Origin of the sequence: Niastella populi, assembly GCF_002078015.1 — a bacterium.
Classification (GTDB): domain Bacteria; phylum Bacteroidota; class Bacteroidia; order Chitinophagales; family Chitinophagaceae; genus Niastella; species Niastella populi.
In genome coordinates, this window is the sequence record NZ_LWBP01000231.1 from 1 (window position 1) to 15,524 (window position 15,524).

General features: G+C 45.8%; 17 protein-coding genes. 12 read left to right on the forward strand and 5 right to left on the reverse strand.

All coding sequences use genetic code 11. The features are described from left to right. Window positions 1-193, forward strand: a 193-nt coding sequence (locus A4R26_RS35510; protein WP_207625857.1) for a hypothetical protein, incomplete at its 5' end; no start/stop codon positions are given. A 79-nt stretch (window positions 194-272) separates the two neighbouring features. On the opposite strand, the gene A4R26_RS30125 is transcribed toward A4R26_RS35510, so the two are convergent. Further along, window positions 273-1,127, reverse strand: coding sequence for an RteC domain-containing protein (locus tag A4R26_RS30125; RefSeq protein ID WP_081170241.1), 855 nt, complete (start codon window positions 1,125-1,127; stop codon window positions 273-275). A 274-nt stretch (window positions 1,128-1,401) separates the two neighbouring features. On the opposite strand from A4R26_RS30125, the gene A4R26_RS30130 reads away from it, so the two are divergent. The 5 genes from A4R26_RS30130 (at window position 1,402) to A4R26_RS30150 (ending at window position 7,521) form a co-directional block, all read left to right on the forward strand. Beyond that, complete coding sequence (locus tag A4R26_RS30130) at window positions 1,402-2,148, forward strand: LytR/AlgR family response regulator transcription factor (RefSeq protein WP_081170242.1); 747 nt, start codon at window positions 1,402-1,404, stop codon at window positions 2,146-2,148. 4 nt (window positions 2,149-2,152) lie between these two features. Then, the gene (locus tag A4R26_RS30135; RefSeq protein ID WP_081170243.1) at window positions 2,153-4,015 is read left to right on the forward strand and encodes a sensor histidine kinase; all 1,863 of its coding nucleotides are present in this window, start codon (window positions 2,153-2,155) and stop codon (window positions 4,013-4,015) included. Between the two features lie 162 nt (window positions 4,016-4,177). Further along, window positions 4,178-4,525 (forward strand): hypothetical protein, encoded by a 348-nt coding sequence (locus A4R26_RS30140; RefSeq protein WP_133054827.1) that lies wholly within the window; start codon window positions 4,178-4,180, stop codon window positions 4,523-4,525. A 67-nt stretch (window positions 4,526-4,592) separates the two neighbouring features. Then, entirely contained in the window at window positions 4,593-6,947 is a 2,355-nt protein-coding gene (locus A4R26_RS30145; RefSeq protein ID WP_081170245.1) for a TonB-dependent receptor, read from the forward strand. 10 nt (window positions 6,948-6,957) lie between these two features. Continuing rightward, window positions 6,958-7,521 carry a hypothetical protein gene (locus A4R26_RS30150; RefSeq protein ID WP_081170246.1) on the forward strand — a complete coding sequence of 188 codons (564 nt, stop codon included), beginning with the start codon at window positions 6,958-6,960 and terminating at the stop codon, window positions 7,519-7,521. 281 nt (window positions 7,522-7,802) lie between these two features. Here A4R26_RS30150 and A4R26_RS30155 read toward each other — a convergent pair whose 3' ends face one another. Next, entirely contained in the window at window positions 7,803-8,102 is a 300-nt protein-coding gene (locus A4R26_RS30155) for a thioredoxin family protein (RefSeq protein ID WP_165760470.1), read from the reverse strand. A 123-nt stretch (window positions 8,103-8,225) separates the two neighbouring features. After that, window positions 8,226-8,414 carry a hypothetical protein gene (locus tag A4R26_RS30160; protein ID WP_081170248.1) on the reverse strand — a complete coding sequence of 63 codons (189 nt, stop codon included), beginning with the start codon at window positions 8,412-8,414 and terminating at the stop codon, window positions 8,226-8,228. A gap of 206 nt (window positions 8,415-8,620) precedes the next feature. Between A4R26_RS30160 and A4R26_RS30165 the strand changes: the two genes are divergently transcribed. Together A4R26_RS30165 and A4R26_RS30170 are read left to right on the forward strand one after the other, a co-directional pair. Further along, window positions 8,621-9,433 carry a universal stress protein gene (locus tag A4R26_RS30165; protein ID WP_081170249.1) on the forward strand — a complete coding sequence of 271 codons (813 nt, stop codon included), beginning with the start codon at window positions 8,621-8,623 and terminating at the stop codon, window positions 9,431-9,433. 7 nt (window positions 9,434-9,440) lie between these two features. Beyond that, window positions 9,441-10,283 (forward strand): universal stress protein, encoded by an 843-nt coding sequence (locus A4R26_RS30170; protein WP_081170250.1) that lies wholly within the window; start codon window positions 9,441-9,443, stop codon window positions 10,281-10,283. A gap of 52 nt (window positions 10,284-10,335) precedes the next feature. On the opposite strand, the gene A4R26_RS30175 is transcribed toward A4R26_RS30170, so the two are convergent. Both A4R26_RS30175 and A4R26_RS30180 read right to left on the reverse strand, forming a co-directional pair. After that, on the reverse strand, window positions 10,336-10,719 hold the full coding sequence (locus tag A4R26_RS30175; protein ID WP_081170251.1) for a hypothetical protein: 384 nt from the start codon (window positions 10,717-10,719) through the stop codon (window positions 10,336-10,338). Between the two features lie 51 nt (window positions 10,720-10,770). Then, window positions 10,771-11,910, reverse strand: coding sequence for a baeRF3 domain-containing protein (locus tag A4R26_RS30180; protein WP_242675058.1), 1,140 nt, complete (start codon window positions 11,908-11,910; stop codon window positions 10,771-10,773). Between the two features lie 86 nt (window positions 11,911-11,996). Here A4R26_RS30180 and A4R26_RS30185 point away from each other — a divergent pair, with 86 nt between their 5' ends. The 4 genes from A4R26_RS30185 (at window position 11,997) to A4R26_RS30200 (ending at window position 15,400) form a co-directional block, all read left to right on the forward strand. Beyond that, complete coding sequence (locus tag A4R26_RS30185; RefSeq protein WP_081170252.1) at window positions 11,997-12,191, forward strand: hypothetical protein; 195 nt, start codon at window positions 11,997-11,999, stop codon at window positions 12,189-12,191. 143 nt (window positions 12,192-12,334) lie between these two features. After that, the gene (locus A4R26_RS30190) at window positions 12,335-13,459 is read left to right on the forward strand and encodes an efflux RND transporter periplasmic adaptor subunit (protein ID WP_081170253.1); all 1,125 of its coding nucleotides are present in this window, start codon (window positions 12,335-12,337) and stop codon (window positions 13,457-13,459) included. Then, window positions 13,456-14,718, forward strand: a complete 1,263-nt coding sequence (locus A4R26_RS30195) for an ABC transporter permease (protein WP_081170254.1) — start codon at window positions 13,456-13,458, stop codon at window positions 14,716-14,718. Before A4R26_RS30190 ends, A4R26_RS30195 begins: the two co-directional genes overlap by 4 nt. A 10-nt stretch (window positions 14,719-14,728) precedes the next feature. After that, window positions 14,729-15,400 (forward strand): ABC transporter ATP-binding protein, encoded by a 672-nt coding sequence (locus A4R26_RS30200; protein WP_081170255.1) that lies wholly within the window; start codon window positions 14,729-14,731, stop codon window positions 15,398-15,400. The last annotated feature ends 124 nt before the right edge of the window (window positions 15,401-15,524 follow it).

Here is a 15,524-nt window from a genome sequence, read left to right on the forward strand (position 1 = left end):
AGACAATACGGGTACCATTACGTTACCATCTACCGCGGCTATATTGTATGTGTTTGTCATGGTGATCTGTTTTATGATCACAAAACTGGGGCGTTTGCGCGGAACGATTTACCAGGGCGTTACCAGCCTGGTAAAGATTTATTTTTGCAACAACTGTTTAAAAAATTGCAACAAAAAAGCATGCATGAAGTAGCTTACTACAGCAATGCATGCCCGATACAAAATATTTCCAAAATAATTTACCAGCCTGGTAAAAAAAATTACAGCATCTCTTAAAACTGGTTAAAATACCGGATAAGGCTGGCTTTTAATCCATCGAGGAATTGGGTTGGATTTTTTCGCTCCCGCAATTGAATAGAAGTGTCGTAATATTTTCCGAGGTTTACATTTAATGTTGCTGATAGGAGATGCATAATGTCCTTAATGGAAGCTTTTCCATTATTAAAAAAACCGGTCGCATACAACGCATACCCCAGTTCAACAATATCGGTAATCGAAGCCGTACATGTAAGCGTAGAAGAAACAGCCGGCCGCGAAGCAGTGGTCCCGCAAAGCGGGGCAGGCTCAGTGAGTTTTACTGCAGGGTTCAATCTTTCATCGATGTATTTCAACAACAGCTCATAAGCCATCAGCTCGGCCAGCTTTCCATCGCAGCTGGTAGAGAAGACCGCATCAAAATTATTTACTCCGGGACAAATTTTCCAGTCATATGCTCCGCGTACAAAATACATTTCGTCATGATGGGTATAACCCATACGGTAGTATGTATAAAAATCTGCGTTATCGGAAAAATAACGCGTGATATCCTTCAGTTCCTGTTCCAGCCGCTCTTTAGCCAATAACCCGCTGCCATTGAAATAACCAATGTGCAGGCGATATATTTTCTGGTAATAGATATACCGCGCCATGATCACCGGTTTTACCTGTTTAAAAAAATAGATCTCGCAATCCCTGCCGGGAAAGGGATGCTCCATTACCCATTGTCTGAGCTGCTGGAGGCCTTCTTCGCAGATGCTTATACATTTTTCCACCCTGGCGGGCAGATCGGATTCCCGGGCTTCCGCATCCTGTAAACGGAGCTGCCATGATTGGGTCAATTTCCCGAACGTTGTTTGAAAGGCAGGCATGGTATATCGTTTAGCGTTAGAAGATCACGGTTGACAGGATCAAAATTAAATGAGGATACAACACGATTATTGCCTATTCCAGATTCGTCGGGAGTTATTCCAGATTCGTACGGATTCTGGGAGAATTCGTAAAAAAAGAGTGATGTTATTTCCTGTTTTTCCCTTTTTTGGAAGCATTTGATTGTGATCAATAAGTATGCACTGCAGCCTTTCAGGCAAATGAGTGAGCTTAATTAATGTTAAATTTAATATAGATTTTTTAACCCCCATAACCATGAACCTCACTGCTCCCTTACGGGTGATCATAGTTGAAGACATGATCGCCATCAGGCACGATATTGAGGACTTTATAAAACAGCAAACAGGCTTTATCGTGATAGGTACATGCGGTACCGTTCATGACGCCATTGTTCTTATTCATCATACCCAACCCGATCTGTTGTTACTCGATATCGGGCTGCCCGACGGAACCGGGTTCGACATCCTGGAACAGCTGCCTGCACAAATGAAGGTCATATTCCTCACGGCTCATCATGAGTACGCTATCCGCGCCATCCGGTATGGGGCCATCGATTACTTACTAAAGCCGCTAAACAAACAGGAATTGACCGAAGCGTTACAAAGGGTCGTCGTTTCGAAACCCCTGTTGCAGGAACAGATTGCCATCACCCTGCACAGTTTCAGGAAAAACATTGAACAGGGTTACATCGCATTGCGGAACCGGTATTATGTACAGATCGTTGAGTTAAATAAGATCAAATACCTTAAAGGCGATAATGGCTATACCACTTTTTTTTTAAACGACGGAAAGAAAGTAGTAACCACTAAATCCCTTAAGGATTACGAAGAATTTTTACCTGCCGACTCCTTCCTGCGTACCCACCAGTCGTACATGGTAAATGAACTGTATATCGATCGGTATCTTCCTAAAGAATGCATACTTTATTTGGAGGATGGAGCAAAGATCCCGGTGGCTGTCAGGAAAAAAGAAATGCTTGATTCCTATTTTAAAAAACTATAGCGCTATGTACAGGATCTTCGTCCTGACATTCATCTGTTTGGCCTGTAATATGAATAACAGGAAAGAGCCGGCACCTGTGTCCGGGTCGATGGTGTCATTTTTTAAAGAGCAGGTCAACCCGTTATTAAACAACCTTGAAACCACAGCGGCCAAAAAAAGATTAGACAGCATTCTGCCCGTTATCAAAGAAAGGGACCACTATGTGGAAATATGTTCCTGGCTTCGCTGTATGGCCGTTGCTTACCAGCTCGAAAACAAACCCGATAGCGCGCGGCATTATGTCGACCGGGCATTACAACTGGCCATGGAGAAAGATACAACAGGAAGGCAGATCCTGGCGGGTAAAATTCAAACCGCTGCTATCCTGAATGACTGCCGATCGCTCGACAGCGCCCTGCGTTATGCCCTCGACGCGTATTCATTGGCGAAGCAGATCGATTCTCCCGGCCTTCCGTTCATTTGTATGAAACTCTATGATATTTATGAAAAGATCGGTGACCCGCCGATGCAGAAAAAGTATTTGTTCGAGGGATTCAGCAGAAGCACCAGTCCCAAACATAAAACGGTTTTTGCCACGAATATTTCTGCATATTACGACCGGGTGAACCAGGTAGATTCTGCACTTATTTTTTTTCAGGCTTTGATGAAGGACAGTAGTTTCAGTAATCCTTATTATGACGCGGTACGATATGAAAACCTCGGCGCGCTTCTTTCGAAAAAAGGGTTGGTAAAAGAGGGGCTTCAGCACCAGTTGAAGGGTATGCAGATCAGCCGTGCGTTGAATGAATTGAACGCGCAGTCTTATTATAATGTAGCTGCAACCTATCGAAAGCTGGGACAATACAATATGGATAAAAACCTGCTCGATACCGCGCTGCATTTTGTGCTTCAGGAAAATAACCTGGCGCTGCAAAAGAAAATATGGCAGGCCAGGGCAGAGAATTATGCGCTGCAGAGAAAATATTTGCTGGCCTATGCCGCACTGGATTCCGCGTTTGCGTATTACAAGAAGGAAGTCGACTTCTCCATCATCGGTCAGGCCAGGGAGCTGGAAGCAAAATACAGCCTGCTCGAAAAAGACAACCAGATAAAGTCGCTGGCGTTAAGCCACCAGGCGAGTGAAAAAATCAGGGAACGGCAACGAAATGCCATTGTTCGTATTACCTGCGGCGTAACCATCATTGCCACATTTGTAGTTGGGGCGTTGAGAGGAAAGCAGAAGAGCAGGAGGATCAGGGAAGCAAACCTGCGGCAGCAATTACTGAGGGGGCAGATCGACTCTCATTTTTTATACAATTCGGTGGGCGGTATACAGCGGTTGATTGAAAGGGGGGATAACGGGGGCGCCACTGAGTTTGTTAAGCGGTTGACCCGGCTGTTCCGGTTAAGCCTTGAAAATGCGCGGGAACCTTTTGTACCGCTCAAACTTGAACTCGAAGCGTTGGCAAATTATTTAACGCTGCAGCAGTCGTTATACGATGGTAAATTTATTTACAGGATCAGCGTAGAAGGTGTGCCCAACCGCGAAACGGTTATGATACCTCCAATGCTATTACAGCCTTTTGCCGAAAACGCCATTTTGCATGGATTCAAAGGCCAGAGGGAGAAAGGGCTGATCAACATCAATATACAAATGAAGCATAAAGCGCTGCATTGCATTATAGAGGATAATGGCCGCGGCGTTCAGGGCGTGGAAGATCATGATCAGAAGCGGCCTTTATCAACCATCATTAACCAGGAGCGTCTTGAAATATTAAGCCGGCAAACCAAAACGCCTGCGCAATTGACCATCATTGATAAAAAAGCGGCAACTGGTGAGGCCGGGGTGCGCGTGGAGTTGATTATTCCTTATCGAATGGGGCGTTGATGGCTGTTATTTACTGAAACCATAGCCGATCCGGAATTTAAAAGGGGAACATGCTGTAGACACCCTGAACCGGCGCAGGCTCATTTAATAAAGAATTAATAAAATCCATATTGAACTTTTATAAAGGAATTTGCCTAATTTGCAACCCTGTATCAATTTCAGTTGAAAGCAAATTCCGTTATAAGATCCCTGTTAGCTTACGGTATGCTGCTGTTGTTCACCTTCAGCATTACGCCAAGAGCTTATCTGCACCACCTGTTTGCAGACCACCAGGATATTGCCTTTGCCTATGATCTTTCTGGTGATGAAGATCAATTGAGCGCCAGCGGTTTCCAGTGTGATATTCACGAACAGGTAGCCGAATCGCCATTTACCGATCTTATTTATCAACTGGCTGTTGTGCAGCCCATACTGTATCCCACGGCCACCAGCCAGCACCTGATTGCCAACATTCGCTTAAAGGCCGTAGTTATATCCACTCTTCGCGGCCCGCCTGCCTCATTTGCTTAATTAATTAAGGCTTTTGTTTTTGGCATTCTGCAGCAAACGCAGATGCGTTTATCCCATTTTTTATACAATGATTTCAAGACTCTTACTTTTGTTTGTGCTGCTGGCAGCACGGCAGGTACAGGCGCAATCCTGTAGTACGCAACTTACCGGTCATATTACTGACCAGGACACGCGCGAACCGCTCGCGGGCGCCAGCATTTTGCTGCAGGAGATCGATTGGCAGGTTACTACCGATTCCTCAGGTGATTTTATATTCAACAACTTATGTACCGGCCGGTATACGCTGATCGTAAGCCATGTCAGCTGCGGAACAATTCAACAAAAGATAAGAATTGAAAAGAACCGGCATGTCGATGTGCTGATGCCGCATGCCCGCAGTACCCTTTCGGAAGTAGTGGTAGCAGCCCGTACCGGCATTAACAATACCGGTTTTAAAAAAGAGGCCGGCAGGCGGAAACTGGAAGAAGCAAGAGGGTTCTCCATATCGGAAGCGCTGGCAAAAATTAACGGGGTTACCCTGCTGCAAACCGGATCTGCCATTGCCAAACCGGTTATTCATGGCCTGCATGGAAACCGGCTGCTCACCATCAACAATGGCGTGCGCCAGGAAGGACAACAATGGGGTAATGAACATGCACCTGAAATAGATGCTTTTATTGCAGACAGGCTCACCATTATAAAAGGGGTAGATGAATTGCGGTACGGGTCTGACGCCATTGGCGGTGTTATTCTGGTACAGCCGAAACCGTTGCAATACCAGCCCGGCCATCTGGCGGAAATAAATACAGGATATTTTACGAACAACCGGCAGTATGTTGCTTCGGCGGTGTGGGAGCAACAGTTCCAAAACCTGCCATCCTTTGCTTATCGCTTACAGGGCACTTTCAAAAAAGGCGCCAATGCCACAACGCCGCATTACCGCCTGAACAATACAGCCAGCGAAGAATACAATTTCTCCGCTACGGCCGGCTGGCGCAGGCGCCAATTCAACACCGAACTTTTTTACAGCCGGTTCAATACCGAAACCGGCATCTTCATAGGCTCACATACCGGCAACCTCAGCGATCTGCAGAAGGCAGTGGAATCTGACCGGCCCGATGCCACTTTCCTTGGTCAGAATACCTATACCATCGGCCGCCCTTATCAGCATGTTACACATCACCTGGCTAAATCAAGAACTCAATTCATCATTCATGATCATCGTTTCACTATACAGTTGGCAGGGCAGTTCAATAACCGTAAAGAGTATGATATTGTAAGAAGCAGCAACAATAAACAACCCCAGCTCAATCTTACTATTTCAACCCTGTCGGAAGATATCAGTTGGGAACATCCTGTTTGGAAAAACTGGCAGGGCACGGCAGGTGTTTCGGCGATGCAGCAGGACAACGCTTATGCCGGCCGCTATTTCATTCCCAATTATACCGCCAATACCTGGGGCGCATATGCGCTGGAAAAATGGGTGAGGCACAAGTGGGAAATGCAGGCCGGGTTACGCTATGATCATAAAAGGATCTCTACTAACCGGCTTATCACCGGCAGCGGTACTTTCGATAATTTCGATTTCAGTTACAACACCTTCGCGGCTGCTTTCAATACCGCCTTTAAACCTGTTACCGGGTGGAAGCTCAATGCGGCCATTTCACTGTCGGAACGCGCACCACATGTGAATGAATTATTGAGTAACGGTATTCACCATGGTACCGCCACCTATGAGGAGGGCGACATTACCCTGCACGCCGAGCAGGCAATTAATCTTTTACTGGGCCTGTCGTGGCACAATGAGCAGCATACGGTATCTGCCGAAGCAGACCTGTATCACAATACCATAAATGATTTTATCTACCGCCAGCCCGAGCCGGGGGAACCGGTGCTAACTATCGCCGGCGCTTTTCCAAAGATCAGGTACCGGCAAACCGATGCTGCGCTTACAGGCCTCGATGTTTCTGTTGTTATTAAACCCCGGAAGCAATGGGAGTGGGTGTCACGCGCATCGCTGCTACGGGCCAGGAACAGGCTTGCGGGAGACTGGCTTACCCAGATGCCTGCCGACAGGGTAAGCAAAGAAATAGTATACCACTTCAAAAATATAAAACGGCTAAGCGATCCTTATGTAAGCGTGGAATGGCAGCATGTTTTTAAGCAAACCCGCATACCCGGTGAAAACAATGGAAAACAGGATTATAAAGCACCGCCGGCTGCCTGGTCGTTGGTAAACCTCAATACAGCGGTTACCCTTTGTATCACGCGCCAACTTCCGGTGACTTTCAATTTGGGCGTAAAGAACCTGTTGAACAAAGCTTACCGCGATTACCTGAACAGCATGCGGTATTTCGCCGATGAAACCGGAAGGAATATTTATTTACGGCTAACGGTGCCGGTAAATGGAAGTATAACACACGCTAACAAAAACAAACAATAAAACAAAGAGTATGAAAAAACAATTTCTGCATCTCAGTATCCTTACCCTGCTAACCACCGCCGTTTTCACGGCCTGCAAAAAAGAAAAAGGGGAAAGCAACGAGGAGGAGGTGATCACTACCATGCAACTTACACTAACGCCACATGATGGAAGCACTCCGCTCGTATATAAATTTGAGGATGCAGACGGTCCCGGCGGCGCAGCCCCTTCAATAGACCAGATCGTGCTGGCTTCGTCAGAAACATACGATGTGGCGCTGCAATTGTTGAACAAGACCGTAAACCCCGCTGAAGACATTACAGAAGAGATAGAGGAAGAAGCTGATGCCCACCGTTTTTATTTTGAACCGGCGGCGGGTTCTAATATAACAATATCGGGCCTCGATAAAGATGGAAATGGGGTAGACCTTGGTGTGAACAGCACCTGGACCACCGGCGCTGCTGCAACGGGCTCAATTACAATCACGTTGCGCCATTACCCTGCAGAGCCACCGAATAAAGCCGCTGGCGATGCGGTCAACAGCCAGAAGTCGGGAACAGATATTGAAGCCACTTTTACTACGAAGATCCAGTAAACAATTAAAACCGCAGTTTTCTCATGTGAGATAGTTTCTCTCATGTCGTGTTTCGCAGGTTTAGGTTTAAAAAGGCCGGGTAATACCGGCCATTTTTATGCCGGTCCGAAAACCAATTGATCAAAAATAAATGTGGTCGTTAAAATGTAACCTGATCGATGTTGCGAGGGGAATAACATAACAATTCATGTATACTGCCGTGCCGCAGGGCCCATACCCCGATCCGGACCTGTTGTTATCAGGGCATCCTGCCATAGCAACTGCCATAGTGGGCTTATAGCTTATTGCATTTCAAGCATCAGCCGGTCGAGTATCGTATGGGCTGCAACTATACCGTTCTGATGCCATATCATGGAACCGTCTTTAAATATGGCTATATCGGGTACGGTATAAATGCCATACTGCCGGGCAATATTTTCGTTTTTATCGATATCGATCCTCAGGGTTACAGCCCGTGAACCGGCAATTTCTTTTACTTCTTCCATTACTGGTTGCATCCGGTTGCATGCGTCGCTCCAGTCGGCATAAAATTCAACAACCACGGGAAGGGGGCCTTGTATATATGATTCAAAATTTTTCATCTTAAAATATTTATTGAGTTTTGGCCTTATGCCCGCCTTGACCGGCCGGGCAGGGAACATACCATGGACGTATCATTCCCGCAATTCTCATTCCCGCAATTCATCATTACAGGAACAGCCGGATTACAATGGATCATGTTTTTTAGCCCTGAAGATCCGTTCGTGGTTATACAAAGGCAACTCCCCGGTTGATTTTTTATCGCTTCGGTTTTTAGCTTTTTTTCCACCGGCATGCAGCATAGAGATCACCCTGGCCGGCCGGCTTTTGGTAAATGATTTATTCTTTAATATGGAAGAAGACTGGCGGCTCATAATTGAATATTTACACACAATTTATTTTACCATTTACAACAGGAGTATGAGCATGGTCAAACCTTTATATGAAGGTGGTCATTGGTTTGCCCTGAGCGAGCCGTATGATGTAAGCCAGCCGTTGGTTTGACCGCTATCATTGCCTGTTATAGCGGGGGTCATAAGTTGGGTCATTTAATGAAGATAGCTTTACTAAAACTTACATCATGAAAAGGGTTTTAGTTGCTATAGATGCCAGGCAGGTAAATATAAATGTGCTCGATTTTGCCTGTTACATTGCCAAACTTACTCACTCAAAACTTACAGGCGTATTCCTCGATACGGAGGTTCAGGAACCTGTATCTCAACCGGTTTACAGTGAGCCCGGTGCTGCCGTTATCGGGGAAAAACAGGAATTGTTCGGCGAAAGTGTCCGTGTTTTCAGGGACGCATGCACTAACAGAGGGGCTAACTGTTCCGTTTTCAATGAAATCACTATCCTGCCTGCCGATATCATAAAAGAAACCCGTTTTGCCGAACTGTTGATCGTTGACCCAGATATGTCATTTAAAGACAGGAAAGAGGAGATCCCTTCCTCTTTTATCAGGGAAGTACTGGTCAAAAGTGAATGCCCGGTTGTACTGGCGCCCTTTAGTTTTTATGGTATAGATGAAATTGTATTTGCTTATGATGACGGGGCAGCGGCCGCTTACGCCATAAAACAATTTACCTATCTGTTTCCCGAGTTCACCGGAAAAAAGATCACGGTGCTGCAGGTCGATGAAACGGGGGAGAACCTGTTCAAAGGCAAGGATAAGATGGGTGAGTTACTGCAATTGCATTACCAGGGTACCGGGTTCCGGCTCCTGCAGGGCAAAGCAGCCGATGAACTGTTCGGGTATCTGCTTGGGAAGAAGAACATTTTTGTAGTTATGGGCGCGTTTGGCCGCGGTATGATATCGGGCCTGGTGCGGCACAGTACCGCCGAATTATTAATAAAGACCATCAACCTGCCTGTATTTATTGCTCACCATAAATAACTTAAATATGAAAAAAATAATTGCAGTAATAGACGGTTTGAAGTATTCTGAAAGCACCACGGAGTATGCCGTTTACCTGGCAAAATTAACCGGTTCGCACCTGGTGGGTGTTTTTCTCGATGATTATACTTATCACAGTTACAAAGTGTACGACCTGGTAAATGAAAGAAGTTATATAGATGAGGACAAAGTGGCCATGCTTGACAGGAAAGACGAAAAAGCACGCGGAGAAGCTGCGGACAGGTTTAGCCAGGCCTGCCAGGCTGCCGGATTGAACTATGCAGTACACCACGACAGGAATGTTGCCATTCATGAACTGCTTCACGAAAGCGTGTTTGCCGACCTGTTGATAATCGATAACAAGGAAACCTTTACCCATTACGAGGAAAAGGTACCTACCCGCTTTATGCGCGACCTGTTAAGTGAAGTGCAATGTCCTGTGCTGGTTGTTCCGGGAAAGTTTAACCCTTTTGTTAAGGCTGTGCTGTTGTATGATGGTGAACCTTCTTCTGTTTATGCCATCAAAACTTTCAGTTATGTCTTTTCAGGCCTCGATGGCCTCGATATCCAGGTTGTTTCGGTTAGAAGCCTAAGGGATACAATGCACGTGCCCGATAACCGGCTTATGAAGGAATTCATGAAGCGCCATTTCCCGAAAGCGGAATTCACTGTTTTACGGGGCGATGCCGCCACTGAAATAGTGGATCAGTTGAAGAACAGGGACGAAAATTTGCTGGTAGTGCTGGGCGCCTACAACAGGGGAACGGTATCCCGCTGGTTCAGGCCAAGTATGGCCGACATCCTGATGGAAGAACTGAATAAACCTTTGTTCATAGCGCATCATTCATAGCAGGTAACATTTCTGAACTAAAACGATAACAGAAGTGCCTGCAATCGAAACCTTATACCGCCCATTTACCTTTCAACTGTAACGAAAGCAGCAAAATGAGCAGGCAGCAGGAAAGATAAGTAAGGTACAGCCAGGGCATTGCCTGTAACAAAATCGAATGTGTAACCACCCAGGCCATCATGCATATACTGCCGATCAACGACCAACTGTATTGCGTTCTGCTTCGTTGTGAACAACTCAGCAGCGCATTTAGGTTTACGCCGCCGGTTATTATAAACATAACGCCCGGTAGTGTAAAGTTTTTGTCAAAAGCAGGATGCAAAAAATCCATCCACAGGCCATAAGCACTCACCACCGGATAGGCGATCAGCAACATACCAATTAATGTGGAAGTTATGCCCACAAAGGCAACGAGTATAATAAGAAGCGTTCGCATATTATTAAATTTAGATCATTAAATCAGACTAGTATTCAAAGCTTTTATTTCTCAGTACCGCGTTAACAAAGCCATTCTGCTATGGTCGCGCAGCGCATCGTTTTCGACCAAAATAACCTCGCCATATTTTTCGGTTACCAGTTCTATGATCCTGTTTACAATATCAGGGACTATGGTGTATGCATGTTTCGGCGGATGAAGATATAATTCATATTCGTTGTTGTCCGATACGTAACCCGTAAGGGAGTGATCCTTTTCGACAAATAGTTTATAGCCTCTGCCGTCAAGCGCCGCCCTCCAGATCTCCCCGATAGCATTACCTGTAATGACCGGGCCGCCGGTTCCGATCTGCTCTCTGAGATCACCGGTCAGATTTTCCTTTTTGTTATCAAGAAACTGCTTCATCGCTTTCCAGGTTAAATTGCCGAGCTCGCGTTCGCTGTATGCGGTATAATTTCCCGGGATGTTACATGCGATATTCTGGTCGTGCTCTGATACCTCGCTGAAATATACCAGGTCTTTGTTATCCCCGGCAGCAATTATAGGAGTGTCAATATTGAGATAATTGTGTAACAGTTCATCCGTTTTCCGGAAAAAGCTTTTCAGCCTTATCTCTTCCGTTACCGATTTATCTTTTTTAAATTCCTTTACATTACTATAACCTGCATATGAGCTGCCCCTCGAGGGCCGGTTATATTCATATTCGTCGCTGTTTTTTACAGGAAAATATTTATCGGCGATCTCAATAACTGTATTCAGGTTTCCATTATACAGCTTTGCTACTTTTTGCGACAACACCAAAACGCAATACGGCACATCATAAAAGGATGCATATAACAGGTCCCTGATGTCGAATTTGTCACTGATCGATACTCTTTCTTTTACCGGGAAGAAAAAGCGAACGAGTTTTTGTACATGACCTGAAACAAATAAACCAACACCTGCGGTACTATGCATAAAATCCAATTGGTTGTACAAATCGTCAATTTTCTGCATCAGGCTGCCGGTAACTGCATTGCCATACCTGCTTTGTATATGAGATCTGGCTTGTTGAATGTCTTTTTCCAATTGTACCCGGTCTGTTCTCCGGTCGGGCGACAGTGGGTGCGTGGGTAATATTATCGAAATGCAAATGCCGTTTCTTTCATTTTGCAACAACCGCAGTTCATCGTTCTGCATATTTTTTTTCATATCATTTGAATTCTCGGTGGTTATATAGTTTTAGATGCTACATGTTTTTTTAGAAACATGGCTAATTCAAAACTACCAGCTTCAGTATGCCCTTTTTTATGATGGCAATCATCGCCATTTATGATCCTGAGCAAGAGCAACCTAGCGTCAGTGTCGATGCTGACGTATATCATTGCTGCCCCGGTCTGCGGCGAATACCTGAAGGGCAGATCCTGGCGGCGTATGACAGGAACGGAAAACTCATTCGTACCGCTGAAAAGGAGGCAGGGGAGTTTTTTTAATCGTTTTATTCATGCCATAATGCCCCGCAAGGGGCATTTGTTTTACTTACTATTTCCTGCCAAATCTCAGTGCTGCTTTTGACCGCCATCATGCCTTGCCCCCATGTGTAAGGCTAAATTGCAGCAACAAAACTGGTTAAAGTATGTCTATCCTAACATACCACATCTGGAAGATCACCTGTTGCACCATCGTTATATCCTGTACGGGTTGTGGCGATACCCCGGTGGTTTTTCCGGAACGAAAAGATATAATTGAAGCTGTATATGCATCGGGAAAGATCTTTTCTGAAAATGAATACAGGCTGTCTGTACAAAGCAATGGCACTGTTGTGCAAAAGCTGGTCAAAGACGGCGATACGGTAAAAAAAGGCCAGCTGCTGTATGTCATCAGCAATGCGGCGGCGCAGGACAGGTACCATGCAGCCCTGAAAAATTTCCAGATTGTAACCGATAACCTTTCGGACCGGTCGCCTTTGCTGAACGACCTGAAGTTATCGGTGCAAAGCGCTAAAGTAAAATGTGCCAACGATTCTATTATGTACCATCGGTATAAAACACTGTGGGCGCAAAATATAGGTACTAAAAACAACCTCGACAATGCATATACCAGTTACCAGCTTTCGGTAAACCAGCGAACGATTGCAGAACAGCGGTATTATGCCGCTGTAAACGACCTTGCGGTTTCCCACAGCAATGCCCGCAGCCAGTTAACCTCGGCCAATAAAGACCTGCAGGAATATTTTGTAAGGAGCGACCGTAACGGCGTGGTATACCAGACGTTTAAAGAAGCGGGTGAAACAGTGCTTCCCAATGAAGTGGTGGCGCTGGTAGGCGAACATGGAAAACAGGTGATCAGGCTATCGGTCGATCAGCAGGATATCGGAAAGATCCGCACCGGCCAGCAGGTGCTGGTTCAAACCGACGTAACGGGCGACACCATTTATGAAGCAGTAGTATCAGGTATATATCCTGTAATGAATGAACAGGACCAAACCTTCCGTATAGACGCCCTTTTCAGCAAAGACGCCGGGCCGGCATTTATTCATAGCTCTGTTGAGGCAAACATCATTGTGCAAAGGAAAAACAATGCCCTGGTATTGCCCAGGAACGCCCTGGCCGGTACCGACAGCGTTTGGATACAGCAAAAGGGAAACAAAGCGAAGAAAAATATTCAAACCGGCATAACCACCCTCGATTATGTAGAAATTATCGCCGGGTTGGATGAAAGAACGCCGGTATTGCTGACCCCACAAAATGACGCGCCATGAAACTGCCTGTTAACCTGAAGATCATGAAGGTACACCTGTTGTCGCGCAAGCGGCAAACGATAGTGGCCATGCTGGGCGTTACCTTTGGTATCGGCATGTTCATTCTCATGATGAGCTTTATGAAAGGCATGAACGATTTTTTTGAGGATATCATGCTTTCGGTTACTCCCGATATCCGCATTTATAATGATTATAAAACTGATTATTCCACATCGGTTGCCCTGCAATACTTTGGCGGTAAAGGCAACAACCTGGTCATCGTGCGTCATCCCCGGCCCAAACAGATCAACCTCAACCTTAAAAATGCGCCCGGTATCATCCGCGATCTGCAAAATCACAGCGAAGTGGAGGTAGTATCGCCGCTTCTTTCGGCGCAACTGCTTTTTAATTATGGCCCTGTTCAACTGGGCGCCATAGTAGATGGTATAAATGTGCGTGACGAAGACCGGCTGTTTGGATTATCTGAGAAAATGGTGAGTGGAAAACCGGAGAACCTGCTGATGGCCGACAACGGCATTCTGCTGGGTTATAAACTGGCCAATAAGCTTAATGTAGGCACCGGCGACCTGGTTACCGCCGTAGCGCCGTCGGGTGCAAGCTTACGGTTCAGGGTGGTAGGTTTGTATAAATTCGGCATCGCTACCATGGATGAATATAAGGCGTATGTGAACCTGACCGATATGCAACAGCTATTGGGCAAAAGCCGCGACTATATCACCGATATCAGGCTAAAGATGAAAAACATGGAACGGGCGCCCGTTCATGCACCCACGATGGCAAAAAAATATGGTTATAAAGCCGATGACTGGGAAACCGTAAACGCTTCCATCAAAGCCGGCAACCTGATAAGGGATACCTTCACCTATGTGCTGAGTTTTACGTTGTTACTGATAGCCGGGTTCGGCATTTATAATATCATGAACATGGTTATCATCGGGAAAATGAAAGACATTGCCATTCTGAAAGCGGAAGGTTTTGCCCGGAAAGACATTGTGCAGATCTTTTTGTCGCAGTCGCTGATCATCGGGTTTATAGGTTCCATGGCCGGGCTGCTGCTGGGCTTCCTGTTGTCATATGGTTTATCGAAAGTACCCTGGCCCGAAGACGAGTGGGTGGTGATCAAACATTTCCCGGTGAATTTCAATACCCTTTATTACGTGGTGGGAATGATCTTCGGGCTGCTTACCACGGGCCTCGCCGGTTTACTGCCGGCGTTAAAAGCGTCACGGGTAGACCCCGTGGCCATATTGAGAGGTTAAAACAACTTATATGCAGGAATTGCTGAAAGCTGAAAAGCTCAACAAATATTTTCATGGACCAGATACCGTTCAGGTGTTGTACGATATTTCACTATCAATATGCGAAAGCGAATTTGTTGCCATCATGGGTAAATCGGGTTGCGGTAAATCCACCCTGTTGTACCTGTTGTCTACCCTCGATACTGAATATGAAGGCACGATCGATATAAACGGTACCAGGGTAACCGGTTTAAACGAGAACGCCATGGCCCGCTTCAGAAATGAGTATATCGGTTTTGTATTTCAGTTCCATTATCTGCTGCCTGAATTCACCGCCATCGAGAACGTAATGCTGCCTGCCCTTAAACTCGGCAACTTCGATCATGAGGCAGTTGAAAAGAACGCCCTGGAAAAGTTGCGGCGGATGGATATGCATCAACATGCATATAAACTGTCGGGTAAATTATCGGGTGGTCAGCAGCAACGCGTGGCCATTGCCCGCGCATTGATCAATGACCCAACCATCATCATGGCCGATGAACCTACCGGAAACCTCGATTCGGTGAATACCGATGTCGTATTCAATATTTTCAGTCAGCTTGTACAGGAAGGTAACACCATCATTACGGTTACCCATGATCACGATTTCGCCCGCAAAGGGAACCGTATAATAGAAATGGCCGACGGAAGGATAAAAACATAATGCATCCCCCTTTTTATTAGGACGCAGTTTGACGGGTATCAATACCGGCGATGTTCAACATCATAACTTTTGCCTGTCAATAACGGTAACTTACTTAATGTAATTATGTATTTATTTTTTTAAC

Bases quoted from the DNA above. Each gene is read 5' to 3' on its own strand.
- A4R26_RS30185 (WP_081170252.1), top strand. From the start codon at position 11,997: ATGCCCTTTTTTATGATGGCAATCATCGCCATTTATGATCCTGAGCAA.
- A4R26_RS30170 (WP_081170250.1), top strand. From the start codon at position 9,441: ATGAAAAAAATAATTGCAGTAATAGACGGTTTGAAGTATTCTGAAAGC.
- A4R26_RS30155 (WP_165760470.1), bottom strand. From the start codon at position 8,102: ATGAAAAATTTTGAATCATATATACAAGGCCCCCTTCCCGTGGTTGTT.
- A4R26_RS30150 (WP_081170246.1), top strand. From the start codon at position 6,958: ATGAAAAAACAATTTCTGCATCTCAGTATCCTTACCCTGCTAACCACC.
- A4R26_RS30145 (WP_081170245.1), top strand. From the start codon at position 4,593: ATGATTTCAAGACTCTTACTTTTGTTTGTGCTGCTGGCAGCACGGCAG.
- A4R26_RS30195 (WP_081170254.1), top strand. From the start codon at position 13,456: ATGAAACTGCCTGTTAACCTGAAGATCATGAAGGTACACCTGTTGTCG.
- A4R26_RS30200 (WP_081170255.1), top strand. From the start codon at position 14,729: ATGCAGGAATTGCTGAAAGCTGAAAAGCTCAACAAATATTTTCATGGA.
- A4R26_RS30130 (WP_081170242.1), top strand. From the start codon at position 1,402: ATGAACCTCACTGCTCCCTTACGGGTGATCATAGTTGAAGACATGATC.
- A4R26_RS30160 (WP_081170248.1), bottom strand. From the start codon at position 8,414: ATGAGCCGCCAGTCTTCTTCCATATTAAAGAATAAATCATTTACCAAA.
- A4R26_RS30190 (WP_081170253.1), top strand. From the start codon at position 12,335: ATGTCTATCCTAACATACCACATCTGGAAGATCACCTGTTGCACCATC.
- A4R26_RS30165 (WP_081170249.1), top strand. From the start codon at position 8,621: ATGAAAAGGGTTTTAGTTGCTATAGATGCCAGGCAGGTAAATATAAAT.
- A4R26_RS30180 (WP_242675058.1), bottom strand. From the start codon at position 11,910: ATGAAAAAAAATATGCAGAACGATGAACTGCGGTTGTTGCAAAATGAA.
- A4R26_RS30135 (WP_081170243.1), top strand. From the start codon at position 2,153: ATGTACAGGATCTTCGTCCTGACATTCATCTGTTTGGCCTGTAATATG.
- A4R26_RS30125 (WP_081170241.1), bottom strand. From the start codon at position 1,127: ATGCCTGCCTTTCAAACAACGTTCGGGAAATTGACCCAATCATGGCAG.
- A4R26_RS30175 (WP_081170251.1), bottom strand. From the start codon at position 10,719: ATGCGAACGCTTCTTATTATACTCGTTGCCTTTGTGGGCATAACTTCC.